The following is a 13225-nucleotide window of genomic DNA, read 5'->3' as shown; positions in this document are numbered from 1 at the left end:
GCGCAGGATCAGCAGGGGTAGGCCCACACCGCGTACGAGGTGGTGGCGCCGATCAGGTGCACACCCGGCCCCAGGTCGTCCTGCGACCGCCAGGTCACCCCGTGGTCGTCCGAGCGCAACTGGGCCGAGCAGTAGCCCGGGCCGTTGTACCAGCCACCCGTCGTGTTCCAGCCGAACCGGCTGTACGACATCATGTCCACCGGCAGCACGTAGTCGTACTTGCCCGGCACGTTGTACACGCCGTCCTTCTTGCCGATCACGCCGATGCCGATGTCGCTGACGTTGAACACCGTGTTCGTGACGTAGGACGGGAGGTTGATGTCGATGACCTCCGCGGCCAGCGCGGCCTGGGCCGCCGCACGAACACTCGGCGCCGGCGCCGCCTGAGCGGGCGCCGACGCGACGGACAGGCCGAGGGCCAGGGGCACGGCCATCAGGGTGAGACGCTTGAGCAGGGTCACGAGAACCTCCGTTGTCGCGGTTTCCATGCCCAGCAGCCTGCGTGCCTCAGCGGGCCGCGTCTGCCTGTGACCGCACAGGGTGCCGTGCCGGCAGCAGCCGCAGATGCTGATCGGTGACCAGGTTGAAGCGCAGCGCCACGCTCACCACCGCTTCGCGGCGCGAGTCGCGGAGAGTGCCGCGGCGGCGGATGCGCAGTTTGTGATCGGCGAGGTAGTCGATGTGGAAGTTGACCGCGGTGCGCGTCAGATCCGCGCAGTCCGGGTGCCCGGCCAGCCGTTCGATGATCTCGGGCACCGACGGGATCGCCACCGACGTGCTGTCCCGCAGCCGGGGCTCGCAGAGCGCGAGCAGCACGAGGAAGTACTTGGCGGCCTCGTCCAGCGCGAACGCCGCCGCGGTGGCGTCGCCGCCCGGTTCCCCGCCGGCGCCCGGGTCGGCGTACGCGTGCTCGGGCGCGAAGACCAGCAAGCTCACCGTGCCGTCGTCGACCGGGATGACCACGCGGGCGAACTCGAAGGGCACCGGCGCGCCGAGCCGGCGTGGTGCGATCTTGAGGTGCTCGCCGCCGCCCTCCGGGTTGTCGATCACGTACGTCCGGTCCGCGCTCAGGTTGTCGATCAGCCAGTGGTCGGCGGTCGCGGTGATCCGCCCGGCCAGCCGGGAGACGCCCGGGTGCGGCAGCTCCACGTCGACCGGCAGCCCCGGGCGGCCCCGGCCGAACGTGACGCTCTGCCCCGGCCCCAGCCTGATCAGCGGCGGGGCGTCCGGGCCGGTCCCGGCCGGCAGCTGCACGAGAACGCTGGACACGGTCAGTACCCGTACTCGGCGAGCTTCTGCCGGACCACGGCCAGGTAGCCGGCGATCTCGGGCGGGACGCCGTTCGCGGCCCGTACCCGCTTGCCGCCGACCCGGTAGCCGGCGGCGGCCAGCAGCCGCGGATCGCCCGGCAGATAGCCGACGGTGTGCGCCAGGTGGCAGAGCAGCGCGCCCATCGCGGTGATCGCGTCGTCCGGGTCGAACACCGACGCCACCCGGTCCGGGTGTTTCGGCGCCCAGCCGACGAACACGCTGGGCGTCCACATCGCTATGCCGTACTCGTCGGTCTGCGGCGACCGCTTCGCCGGGTCGAAGCCGCTCTCCGCGTAGAGCATCGCGGCGATCAGCGCCGGCGTCACCGCCGTCTCCCCGCACCGGTGGGCGGTGGCGGTGATCGCGGCCCGGAACCGGGCCGGCACGGCGGCGTCCGGTCGCAGCTCACCCGGCGCCGGGGCCGGCGCGGCGGGCGTGCCGCCGCGCTGGCTGCCCGCGGCCGCCGAGCCGCCCAGCACCAGCAGCATCAGGACGGCGCCGACGGTCAGGATGCTCCGCCGGCTCCGGCGCGGGGAGGCCGCCGGGTGGGGCAGCCGGGCGGTCAGGTCCCGGGTGGCGGTCATCCGTTCCGGGTACGGCACGGTCAGGCAGTCCTGGATGATCGACTGCCATTCGGGGCTGATGCCGGGCGCCAGCCGCAGCCGGCCGGGGTGCGCGGCGTACTCCCGGACGGCGGCCGCCCGGGCCTGCGCGGCCGCACCCGGGAACGGGTGCAGCCCGCCGGTGAGCACCTCGTGGGCGATCACCCCGAACGCCCAGATGTCGGTCGCCGGGCGGGTCAGCACGCCCCGGCTGTCCAGGCCCTGGTCCCACCATTCCGGCGGCAGGTAGTCCTGGGTGCCGATCGCGTCGGTGTACGCGTGCGTGCCCTCCAGCTCGGCCGCCACCCCGAAGTCGGCGACGCGGACCGACCCGTCGTCGGCCAGCAGCACGTTCGCCGGCTTCAGATCGCCGTGCACCCAGCCCCGGTCGTGCATGTGCCGCAGGGCCTCCCACAGCTGCCCGAGGATCAGCTCGGCGGCGGGCAGCGGCTGCCCGGGCCGGGCGTCCAGGCGTTCCCGGACGCTGCTGCGGGCCCGCTCCATGACCAGCACCACCGTGCCGTCCGGCCGGGTCAGCACCTCGTATGTCCGGACCAGCCGCGGGTGCCGGGCCTCCCGGCTGAACGCCCGCTCCCGGGCGGCGACCGCACCCCGGGCGGCCGGCAGGAACTTCAGCGCGACCCGGCTGGGCACTCCGGCGGGCGCGTCCCGGCGCGGCCGGCCGGCGTAGACGCTGCCCCAGTGCCCGGAACCCAGATGCTCGCCGACCTCGTAGTCGCCGACCACAGTGCCCGGTGCCACCTCCATCGGCCGTCCCGCCACCGTAATCCTCCGAAGCTCGACCGCCGTCCCCTCGGGCCCGATGCTAGCAATCGGGATAGCCGGTCATCATTGCGTCGGCGGCCCGGCGGGCTCAGCCGCCGGTCGGCTCACAGCCGTGGCAGAACCGCCGGCGCCAGCCGGTCGCCGCCGGTTCCAGCAGGCCGGAGATCCGGTATCCGAAGTGGACACGTCAGCCGGCCTCGCGACGAGATATGACTTCCTTTCGGGTGGTGCCTCGGGGTGCGGCTCCTCAGACGACGACGGTGTCGGCGAGCAGGTCGAACAGGTCGGCGGGCTCCAGCGGCTTGCCGAACAGGTAGCCCTGGCCGTACGGGCAGCCCAGGCGGTGCAGCAGGTCGTGCTGCTGCTGGTACTCGATGCCCTCGGCGACGACCGCGAGCTTCAGCGTGCGGGCGAGGCTGACGATCGCCTCGACCAGCGCGAGCTGCTCCTCGCTGTGCATGGTGTCGTCGATGAACGACTTGTCGATCTTCAGGATGTCGACCGGCATCTGGCGCAGGTAGCTCAGCGAGCTGTAGCCGGTGCCGAAGTCGTCGATCGCGATCCGCACCCCCCAGGAGCGCAGCTCCCGCAGATCCGCCCAGACCTTGTCGGCGTCGCGCAGCACGAGGCTCTCGGTGATCTCCAGCACCAGCCACTCGGGGCGGGCGCCGGACTCGGCCAGCGCGTCGCGGACCTGGTCGACGAAGCCGGGGGTGCGGAACTGACGGGCGGACACGTTGACGCTGACGTACCGCAGCGATTGCCCGGCCGGGGTGGTGCGCCAGCCGGCGAAGGTGCGCAGGGCCTCCCGCAGCACCAAGTTGCCGATGGCCACGATGGCGCCGTTCTCCTCGGCGAGGTCGATGAACTGGTCCGGGCTGAGCAGGCCCCGGACCGGGTGCTGCCACCGGACCAGCGCCTCCGCGCCCACCAGCTCCGCGCCGGCCAGCTCGACCATCGGCTGGTAGCGCACCACGAACTGGCCCGCGGCCACGGCGTCGTGCAGCGCCGCGCGCAGTTCCAGCCGCTCGACCACCCCCGAGTGCAGGGCATTGCGGTAGCGGCGCCAGGCGTTCTTGCCGTCGCCCTTGGCCACGTACATGGCCAGATCCGCCTGGCGCTGCAGCTCGCCGGCGCCGGCCGCCTCCGCGCTGGTCGCGACGCCGACGCTGACCGTGGCGCTGACCATATGGCTGCCGCCGGTGCCGTCGCCGACCTCGATCGGCACGCTCAGGGCCGCCACGATGCGAGCGGCCACGTCGTCCACCTCGGACGGGGTGTCCGCCTGCTCGACCAGGACGGCGAACTCGTCGCCACCGGTGCGCGCCACGGTGTACATCGGGCCCAGCGTCCGGGTGATGTGCTGCCCCGCAGCGATCAGCAGCTGGTCGCCGACGGCGTGCCCCAGCGTGTCGTTCACCTCTTTGAAGTCGTCCAGGTCGATGAAGAGCACACCGATGACAGAGCCGTCGTTCTCGGCACGCATCGCGGCGTGCTCCAGCCGGTTCTGGAACAGCACCCGGTTGGCGAGCCCGGTCAGGCCGTCGTGGAAGGCCTGGTGGGTCAGGTCGTTCTCGAGCTTGCGGCGCTCGGTGACGTCGCGCAGGGTCAGCACGAGCCCGTTGACGGTCGGGTCGTCGCGCAGGTCGCGACAGCCGCACTCGACCTGCAGCAGCCGGCCGTCCGCGCGTACGGCGGTCAGGTCGACGCCGTCGTGCCGGCCCCGGCCCTGCCCCGCGCGGGTCAGCAGGTCCTGCAGCTCGGCGTGCTCGGTGCCGGCGAACAGGCCGGTCAGCGGCGTACCGACCGGCGGCGCCGCGCCGAAGACGTGCTCGGCCGACGGGCTGAAGTAACGGATCCGCTGCTCGTCGTCGACGATCAGGATCACGTCCGAGGCGCTCTGCACGAGCGTACGGAAATAGTCCTCGCTGCTGCGCCGGCTGATCTGGTCGGTCAGGTCCATCCGGCCGACCGCCAGGGCGCCCTGCGCCATGAGCGCGTCGAACGACGGCCGCAACGTGTGCAGGCATTCCGGCGAAGCCGCCAGGTACGCGTGCTTGCCGATGGCCGGACCGGCCGGGTCCTTGCCGGCGCCGAGCACCACGGCGTGCAGGGCGCACTCGAAGCCGGCCAGCTCGGCGGCGACACCGGCCGGCAGGTCCGCGACCCGGACCAATTCGGCGAGGTGTCCGGGGGCGGTGTCACCGGTGAACGTCTCACCGACGAAGTACAGGTGGTGCGGCTCGCCCTGCGGCACGAGGTCGGCGACGGCCCGGCTCAAGGCGTCGGCCGCGTCCCGCTCGCTGGCGGCGGCGACCAGCGTCGAGCCCGCCTCGCGCAGCGCCCGCTCGCGGGCACCGGCCTCGCGCTGGGCCCGCAGCAGGTCGACGACCCGGCCGATGACCAGCAGGAACATCGTGGCGCAGGCGACGGCGATCACCGTGCCGTCGTGCAGCCGATCGCTGACGTCCTCGATGACCAGCAGCACCGGGGCGATCAGCGCGGCGACCGACATCAGCAGGATCCGCCGCCCGCCGACCTGCGGCTGCAGGTCGGACTGCCGATCGACGGTCAGCTGGGTCATCGACGGGTGCAGGGCGCAGACGCCGATGGCGGTGTAGAAGAAGACCCAGCCCGCGTCGGTCGGGCCACCGGTGGCCCAGGTGCCGGCGAGCTGGCGCAGCCCGTACAGGACGTCGGTGACGAGCAGCCCGGTGACACCCACGCCGAGGATGATGACGGCGCGGGGCCGGCGGCCCGGCACGATGAACAGCCGCAGCAGCATGGCGAGCGCGAGCACGTCGCCCAGCGGGTAGGCCACCGAGATGAGCTTCTCCAGCACGCTGAGGTCGGCGTCCCGGATGTACGGCGCGATCAGGAAGACCCAGGACAGCAGGCCGAGGCCGAGAGTGGGCAGCAGCGCGTCGAGCAGCGCCGCCCGGTTGCCGCTGCCGGACCGGGCCCGGATGAAGATCAGCAGGGCGGCCGCCAGCATCGGGTAGACGGCCAGGTAGGGCACGTCCGCCAGGGACGGGAACGGGTTGTCCCGGTGCAGGTGGTCGACCAGCACGTTGTAGGTGCTGTCCCCGGCGGTGAAGCTGACCAGCACCCCGGCCAGCAGCCACCACGGCAGCCGGCGGGAAGGCCGGTGCAGCCGGATGCCGATCAGCACCGCGGCCGCCGCGGAGAGCCCGATCGCCGCCCAGATATACGTGCTGAACTGGGGAAACGCGTAGAATGCCGTAGCGAGCACCAGCATCCAGACGAGGAAGCGGCCAGGCGCCGTGCGTGCCAGCATGTCGCTCCGATCGGTCGGGCGGCAGGTGTCTGCCGTGCCCCATCAATCGGCGTGCCGCGGTCCGGCATGAAGGATCTGTGTCCGATACAACCAAGCGGAGCGCGGGCGCCGCACCGGACGTCCGCGCCGCACCGCCGGATCGATCAACGCTGACGCAGCCGGTCCACCTCCCGCGCGATCTTGTCCTCCGCCGGCGTCTCCGGCGAGTACACGTCCCAGATGTGGAACGCGACGCCGATACCCCAGCCGAACAGCGGGAAGACCGGCCAGTAGAACCCGCCCGGGTTCGTCACCAGCCAGATGCCGTTGAGAAAGAGGTTCACCATCACGTACGCCAGGACGTGCGCCTGCAGGTCGCGCTTCTTGCGCAGTCCGGTGATCGCCTGTTCCCGGAGATCCGTCGGGCCGGCCACGCCGGTGACGTCCGGGACCTCGCGCAGGGTCATCGTCGTCTCCCTTCTCCCGGGCCCAGTGTCGGTCGCCGCGGTCCAGCCCCACCACGGCCGGAGGTCACCGCGGGCCGGACTTCCGGCACGCACCCGGGCCGCTCCCGCGCACCTGCCGATCGGCCCTTGTCCACCGAGCCGGTACGCCCGAGGCTGGCGGGAAAGGAGGTGCAGCCATGACTGTGCTGGTCGCTTACGGAACTACCGGCGGATCCACCGCCGAGATCGCCGGCTGGATCGCCGAGGAGCTCACCGCCGCCGGGCTCGGCGTGCGGCTGCTGCCGGCCGCCGAGGTGGACGACGTGGCCGGTTACGAGGCCCTCGTGCTGGGCGCCGCGATGTACGCGGCCGGCTGGCACGCCGACGCCCGCCACTTCGCCAAGCGGTTCGCCGGCCGGTTCGCCGACCGGCCGGCCTGGCTGTTCAGCAGCGGTCCGCTCGACCACACGGCCGACGACACCGACCTGCCGCCGAACCACCAGGCCGAGGTGGCGATGGGGTTGCTGCCGGCCCGCGCGCACGTGACGTTCGGCGGCCGGCTGACCGCCGAGGCGCACGGCTGGCTCGGCTTCGTGGCCCGCCGGATGGAGCACGAGGGCCACGCCGGCGACTTCCGCAACCCGGAACGGATCCGGGCCTGGGCGCGCGGCGTCGCCACCGACATCGTCGCGGCCCGCCAGCAGGCCTGACCGCGTCACGCCTCGGTGCGGACCTCGGTGCCGCCGGCGCCGGTCAGGGTCAGCCGGTGGGCGGCGGTGCCGAAGTTGACCCACAGGTCGGCGTGCGCACCCTCGGCCTGCCACGCCATGCGCAGCTCGCCGGTCGGGGCGGCACCCAGCCGGAAGGCGCCGCCGAACGCCGGGTGCGTGGTGCGGAGCCGGATCAGCCGGATCAGGGCCCGGACGACCGGCCGGCGCAGTTCCTCGATCACCTCGGCCTCGGTGTAGGACCGCCGGTTGAGCTCGCGGGGGTCCCCGGCCCGGGCGGCCCCGGCGACGTTGCGGCCGGCCAGCAGGCCGACGTAGTACACCTGCGGTATGCCGGGCAGGAACAGCTGCACCAGACGGGCCAGCAGGTACCGCCGGTCGTCACCGCCGAGCGCGTCGTAGGCGGTGCAGCTGACCTGGTACGGCCCGCCGCCCGGCCCGGCACTGGCCCGGCTCGCGCCCGCGCTGTTCCGGTCGATCGTGCGGACCAGCTCCGCCACCTGCGGCGCCGACAGCAGCCCCGGTTCCGCGTCGCCCGGTCCGGGGCCGGCATCGATCAGGCTGATGCCGTCGTGGGTGTCGATCACCGTGACGCAGTTGCCGGGCCGCCGGACCAGCCAATCACGCAGCGGGCCGCTGTCGCCGGTGAACAGCGCGTGCAGCAGCAGCGGGGCCGACACGAAGTCGTAGACATGATCCACCCGGCGCGCGGTCGCCAGCGCGAAGCGGCGGTGGGCGTGCACCTCGGCCAGCACCTCGAGGCCCAGGCGGCGGGCCTGACCGGTGAGGTCGTCGATGAAGGCCATGGTCCCGGGGGTCAGGAAGCAGGAGGAACCGGCCGTCTTGACCGCGTACCCGACCGCGTCCAGCCGGACCATCGCGACGCCGTTGCCGGCCAGCCGCCGCAGGACCTCGCCGAGGTAGCGCCGGGCGGCGGGCTGCCCGACGTCCAGGTCGACCTGATGGCTGGTGAACGTGGTCCACACCAGCCGGCGGCGCCCGCCGAGCACCATCGGGGTGAACGGCAGCCCGGGCCGGGGCCGGGTGATGCGGACCAGCTCCTCCTCGGTCGCCCCGCCGGGGAACACCCGGTCGTAGGTCAGGAACATCGGGGCGTACGGGGACCGGTCACCCCGCTCGACCACGTCCCGGAACGGGCGGGCCCGGTCGGACACGTGGTTGACGATGAGGTCGGCCACCACGTCCCGCCCCCGGCCGAGGCGCCGCACGTCCGCCCAGTCCCCCAGCCGCGGGTCCACCGCCAGATGGTCGACGGGGTCGAACCCGGCGTCCGCCCCGTCGTACGGGTCGAAGAACGGCAGCACGTGCACGCCGCCGAACAAGCCGGCGAGCGGCCCGTCCAGCAGGCGGCCGAGCGCCGGCAGCGAACCACCGAGGCGATCGGCGTACGCGATCAGCTGCACCTGCCGGCGCACCCGTCCCTCCCTCCCGCCGGAGCGGATCAGCGGGCCGTGACCCGGCGCAGGTGCCACAGCACGCTGGCCTGGTCGCCGGCGGGCAGCGCGAGGTTCAGCCCGGCGTGCGTCAGGACCGCACCGTCGAAGAGCTCGCCCCGTTCCACGTCGCGGTACCGCGCCGACGGGTCGAGCCCGCGCAGGCGGACGAGCGGGACGTCGATCTCACGGGGACGGGTGATCGCCCGCCACGCCAGCACGACGGTCTCCGCGGCGTCCGCCGACACGTACTGCACCACCGTCGCGCGGTCCAGCGCGGCCGGGCGCAGCCGGTACAGGTCGCCGTGCTGGACGACGGGGCGGATCCGGCGGTACGCGGCCACCAGGGCGGCCGCCTCGCGCCGCTCGGATTCCGGCCACTGACGCAGGTCGCCGCTGAGGCCCAGGGCGCCGGCCATCGCCACGTGCAGCCGGAAACGCAGCGGGGCGGCCCGGCCGGTGACCGCGTTCGGGCTGTCACCGGCCCCGGCGCCCATGGTCACGGCCGGATAGAGCTGCCCGTACCCCTCCTGGATGGCGATGCGGTCGACCGGGTCGGTGTTGTCGGACGGCCAGGTCAGCTCCGCGTGACCGAGCATGCCCAGGTCGACACGTCCGCCGCCGCTCGCGCACGCCTCGATCCGCAGTCCCGGATGGCCGGCGCGGAGCCGGTCGATGATCGCGTACAGGTTGCGGGTGTGCTCGGTGAACAGCCGGCCGGGATCGGCCGCTCCCGGCCACCCGGCCTCGGTGAAGGCCCGGTTCGAGTCCCACTTGAGGTGGTCGATCGGGTTGTCGGTGAGCAGCCGGTCCAGCCAGGCGTACGTCCACTCGGCCACGTCCGGGCGGGCGAGGTTCAGGACCAGCTGGTGCCGGATCTCGGTGCGGCGGCGGTGCGCCATGTGCAGCACCCAGTCGGGATGCCGGCGGTACAGCTCGCTGTCCGGGTTGACCATCTCCGGTTCCACCCACAGCCCGAACCGCATGCCGAGCCGGTGCACCTCGGCGATCAGCGGGCCGAGCCCGTCCGGGAACCGGGCCGGGGCCGGCCACCAGTCGCCCAGCCCGGCCCGGTCGTCGGTCCGGGCGCCGAACCAGCCGTCGTCCAGCACGTACAGCTCCACGCCGAGCCGGGCGGCGAGGCCGGCCAGCGCGCGCTGGCCCGCCTCGTCGACGTCGAAGCCGCAGGCCTCCCAGGAGTTGTAGAACACCGGCCGGTCCTCGCCGGCCGCGGGCAGCACGTGCCGCCGGACGTACGCGTGCCACTGCCGGCTGGCGGCGCCGAACCCGCCGTCGCTGACCAGGCCCGCGAAGACCGGGGTCTGCCAGGTCTCGCCGGGCCGCAGCAGCCAGGCCGGGCCGCCGTGGCCGGGGCCGCCGCTGATCGTCACCTGACCCGCCAGCGTCCGGCGGGTGGTGATCCGCCAGCTGCCGCTCCACGCCAGCGCGACCGACCAGACCCGGCCGTGCTCCTCGGTGGCGTCGCCGTGATCCACCATCAGCCACGGGTTGACCTCGTGCCGGGTGACCCCGCGCCGGCTGGTCAGGGTGAACTCGCCGGTCCGCAGGGTGGTGCGGCACAGCTGGAACTCCACCTTTGTCTCGCCGCCGACGTGGCTGAGCCGATGGTGGTGGTGGGCCGGCAGCGTCCAGCTCGCGGAGTCCAGAGTGGTCACCGCGACCGGGGCCGCGGCGCCGGTGTGCCGCACCCGCGTCCAGCGCTCGATCACGTCCGTGTCCGGGCGCACCCGGTAGTGCAGCTCCAGCCGCAGCGGGTAGTGGCGGTCGGCCAGGGCCACGCAGAGGTGACCGCCGTCGATGTGATGGCCGGCGGGCACCCACTCGACGGCCCGGGTGCCGTCGGCGAAGGCCACCTGCACCGACGGCGGGCCGAACCGTTCCCCGCCCTCGCCGGGCAGCTCCTCGCCGAGCACGTCGTCGTGGTCGCGCGGCGGGAGCGGCAGCGCCGCCACCTGACCCGGGGTCAGCGCCGGGCCCCACCAGACGTGCCAGACGCTGCCGGCGGCCAGGCGCAGGCCGTACGCCGTGCTGTGGCCGTACAGGACCCAGGTGCCCGTGCCGGCGTCGTGCCGGACGGTCCCCGGCCGGGTGCCCGTCATGAGGTGATCGTAGGCGGAGGCCGGTCGGGAGTCGTGCTCCTGCCCGGCCGGGTGCAGGATGGGTGGATGAGGCTGAGGCTGTCGTCCGGGTGCGGTGGGCAGTGGTGAGCCGGCGGCCGGTGTACCCCGTCGAGCCCTGGCAGGTGCGGGAGACCGCCCTCGACGCCGAGCTGCTGGCCCGGTCGGAGTCGATCTTCGCACTGTCCAACGGGCACCTCGGGCTGCGCGGCAACCTCGACGAGGGCGATCCGCACGCCCAGCCGGGCACCTACCTCAACTCGTTCTACGAGCTGCGGCCGCTGCCGTACGCCGAGGCCGGGTACGGCTATCCCGAGTCCGGTCAGACGATCGTCAACGTCACCGACGGCAAGGTGATCCGCCTGCTGGTGGACGACGAGCCGTTCGACGTGCGGGACGGCCGGCTGCTCCGGCACGAGCGGGTGCTCGACCTGCGGGACGGGGTGCTGCGCCGCGAGCTGGAGTGGCGGTCGGGCGCCGGGCGGGTGGTGCGGGTGCGCTCGACGCGCCTGGTCTCGTTCACCCAGCGTTCGATCGTGGCGATCCGGTACGAGGTGGAGCCCCTCTACGAGCCGGTCCGGGTGATCGTCCAGTCCGAGCTGGTGGCGAACGAGGCGCTGCCGGGCCCGCTCAAGGATCCCCGGGTGTCGGCGGTGCTGCGGGCGCCGCTCGTGGCCGAGGCGAGCCACGCGGGCGGCACCGGTGGGTTGCTGGTGCACGTCACCCGGGAGAGCGGTCTGCGGCTGGGCGCCGCGATGGAGCATCTCGTGGCGGGGCCGCCGGGGCTGCGGTGCACCAGCGACGCCGACACCGACCTGGCCCGCACCACCATCGCCTGCCACCTGTCGCCCGGCCAGCGGCTGAGCGTGGTCAAGCTGGTGGCGTACGGCTGGTCCAGCCGGCGGTCCCTGCCGGCGATCCGCGACCAGGTCGCCGCCGCGATCGAGGGCGCCCGGCTCGAGGGCTGGGCCGGCCTGTGCCGCGCGCAGCGAGCCTACCTGGACACCTTCTGGGACGGCGCCGACGTCGAGCTGGACGGCGACGCGGAGGTGCAGCAGGCGGTCCGGTTCGCCATGTTCCACGTGCTGCAGGCGGGGGCTCGGGCCGAGAAGCGGCCCATCGCGGCCAAGGGGCTGACCGGCCCCGGCTACGACGGGCACGTGTTCTGGGACACCGAACGTTTTGTGCTGCCGGTGCTGACCTACATCCAGCCGGCCGCGGCGGCCGAGGCGCTGCGCTGGCGGCACGCCACGCTCGACCTGGCCCGGGAGCGGGCGGCCACGCTGGGCTGGGCCGGCGCGGCGTTCCCGTGGCGGACGATCCGCGGGCACGAGTGTTCCGGCTACTGGCCGGCCGGCACCGCGGCGGTGCACATCGCGGCGGACATCGCCGACGCGGTGGTCCGGTACGTGAACGCGACCGGTGACCGGGCCTTCGAGCGCGACATCGGTGTCGAGCTGCTGGTGCAGACCGCCCGGCTGTGGGTCTCGTTCGGCCACCACGACCGGCACGGTGACTTCCACCTCGACGGCGTGACGGGCCCGGACGAGTACACCGCCGTCGCCGACGACAACGTCTACACCAACCTGATGGCCCGGCGGAACCTGGTGGCGGCCGCCGACGCCGTGGCGCGCCACCCCGACCGGGGCCGCGCGCTCGCCGTCGGCGACCAGGAGATCGCGGCCTGGCGCGCCGCGGCGGCGGCCATGAGCATCCCGTACGACGATGAGCTGGGCGTGCATCCGCAGGTCCGCCGGTTCACCCTCATGAAGGAGTGGGACTTCGAGGCCACCGGTCCGGAGGACTACCCGCTGCTGCTGCACTTCCCGTACCTGGATCTGTACCGCACCCAGGTGGTCAAGCAGGCGGATCTCGTGCTCGCGATGCACTGGTGCGGCGACGCGTTCAGCGCCGAGGACAAGGCCCGCAACTTCGCCTACTACGAGCCGCGCACCGTCCGGGACTCCTCGCTGTCCGCCTGCTCGCAGGCGATCATCGCCGCCGAGGTGGGACACCTGGAACTGGCGCACGACTACATCGGCGAGGCGGTGCTGATGGACCTGTACGACATGCACCGCAACACCCGCGACGGGGTCCACATCGCCTCCCTGGCCGGCGCCTGGCTGTCCCTGGTCGCCGGGCTGGGCGGGATGCGCGACCACGACGGCCGGCTGTCGTTCGCGCCCCGCCTGCCCCGGCGCATCGGGAAGCTCACCTTCTCGCTGCTCTGGCGCGGGTTGCGGCTGCAGGTGACCATCCGCCCGGAAGCGGCCGTCTACTCACTGCGCGACGGCGACGGCGACGGCGAGCTGACGCTGTGGCACCACGGCGAGCCGCTGGTCCTGACCACCGCCGCCCCGGTCACCCGCCCGATCCCGGCCGCGGTCCCGCTGACCGAAGAGCCCCGCCAGCCGCCGGGCCGCCGGCCGGTGCGCCGCCGGGACCTCGTCGACTGATCCCCGGGGGCGGACGGCCCCCGCGGC

9 protein-coding genes are annotated in these 13225 nt (G+C 73.6%); 2 read left to right on the top strand and 7 right to left on the bottom strand.

All coding sequences use genetic code 11. The features are described from left to right. Positions 1–8: 8 nt before the first annotated feature. The 5 genes from ACIBQZ_RS13585 to ACIBQZ_RS13565 all read right to left on the bottom strand — a co-directional run bounded on the left by ACIBQZ_RS13585 (position 9) and on the right by ACIBQZ_RS13565 (position 6443). Positions 9–488, bottom strand: a complete 480-nt coding sequence (locus ACIBQZ_RS13585) for a hypothetical protein (RefSeq protein ID WP_396088894.1) — start codon at positions 486–488, stop codon at positions 9–11. Between the two features lie 19 nt (positions 489–507). Next, the gene (locus ACIBQZ_RS13580; protein WP_396088893.1) at positions 508–1269 is read right to left on the bottom strand and encodes a hypothetical protein; all 762 of its coding nucleotides are present in this window, start codon (positions 1267–1269) and stop codon (positions 508–510) included. 2 nt (positions 1270–1271) lie between these two features. Continuing rightward, on the bottom strand, positions 1272–2681 hold the full coding sequence (locus ACIBQZ_RS13575) for a protein kinase (RefSeq protein ID WP_396088892.1): 1410 nt from the start codon (positions 2679–2681) through the stop codon (positions 1272–1274). A 265-nt stretch (positions 2682–2946) separates the two neighbouring features. Next, complete coding sequence (locus ACIBQZ_RS13570) at positions 2947–5997, bottom strand: putative bifunctional diguanylate cyclase/phosphodiesterase (protein ID WP_396088891.1); 3051 nt, start codon at positions 5995–5997, stop codon at positions 2947–2949. Between the two features lie 143 nt (positions 5998–6140). Beyond that, positions 6141–6443 (bottom strand): 2TM domain-containing protein, encoded by a 303-nt coding sequence (locus ACIBQZ_RS13565; RefSeq protein ID WP_396088890.1) that lies wholly within the window; start codon positions 6441–6443, stop codon positions 6141–6143. Between the two features lie 176 nt (positions 6444–6619). On the opposite strand from ACIBQZ_RS13565, the gene ACIBQZ_RS13560 reads away from it, so the two are divergent. Further along, positions 6620–7132: a flavodoxin domain-containing protein gene (locus ACIBQZ_RS13560; protein WP_396088889.1), complete on the top strand. Its 513-nt coding sequence runs from the start codon at positions 6620–6622 to the stop codon at positions 7130–7132. 5 nt (positions 7133–7137) lie between these two features. On the opposite strand, the gene ACIBQZ_RS13555 is transcribed toward ACIBQZ_RS13560, so the two are convergent. Both ACIBQZ_RS13555 and ACIBQZ_RS13550 read right to left on the bottom strand, forming a co-directional pair. Continuing rightward, a complete protein-coding gene (locus ACIBQZ_RS13555) occupies positions 7138–8586 on the bottom strand; it encodes an alpha-amylase family glycosyl hydrolase (protein ID WP_396088888.1) in 1449 nt (482 codons plus the stop codon). Between the two features lie 26 nt (positions 8587–8612). Continuing rightward, positions 8613–10724 (bottom strand): alpha-galactosidase, encoded by a 2112-nt coding sequence (locus tag ACIBQZ_RS13550; RefSeq protein WP_396088887.1) that lies wholly within the window; start codon positions 10722–10724, stop codon positions 8613–8615. Positions 10725–10828: 104 nt separating this feature from the next. Between ACIBQZ_RS13550 and ACIBQZ_RS13545 the strand changes: the two genes are divergently transcribed. Beyond that, positions 10829–13198: a glycoside hydrolase family 65 protein gene (locus ACIBQZ_RS13545; protein ID WP_396089132.1), complete on the top strand. Its 2370-nt coding sequence runs from the start codon at positions 10829–10831 to the stop codon at positions 13196–13198. Positions 13199–13225: the final 27 nt, after the last annotated feature.

Source organism: Actinoplanes sp. NPDC049599 (genome assembly GCF_044465625.1).
Taxonomy (GTDB): domain Bacteria; phylum Actinomycetota; class Actinomycetes; order Mycobacteriales; family Micromonosporaceae; genus Actinoplanes.
The sequence above is the reverse complement of the archived record's forward strand: the minus strand, read 5'-3'. Positions and strand labels throughout refer to the sequence as shown.

Coding starts and splice junctions, on each gene's coding strand:
- ACIBQZ_RS13585 (WP_396088894.1), bottom strand. CDS start 488: ATGGAAACCGCGACAACGGAGGTTCTCGTGACCCTGCTCAAGCGTCTC.
- ACIBQZ_RS13575 (WP_396088892.1), bottom strand. CDS start 2,681: ATGGAGGTGGCACCGGGCACTGTGGTCGGCGACTACGAGGTCGGCGAG.
- ACIBQZ_RS13570 (WP_396088891.1), bottom strand. CDS start 5,997: ATGCTGGCACGCACGGCGCCTGGCCGCTTCCTCGTCTGGATGCTGGTG.
- ACIBQZ_RS13565 (WP_396088890.1), bottom strand. CDS start 6,443: ATGACCCTGCGCGAGGTCCCGGACGTCACCGGCGTGGCCGGCCCGACG.
- ACIBQZ_RS13560 (WP_396088889.1), top strand. CDS start 6,620: ATGACTGTGCTGGTCGCTTACGGAACTACCGGCGGATCCACCGCCGAG.
- ACIBQZ_RS13550 (WP_396088887.1), bottom strand. CDS start 10,724: ATGACGGGCACCCGGCCGGGGACCGTCCGGCACGACGCCGGCACGGGC.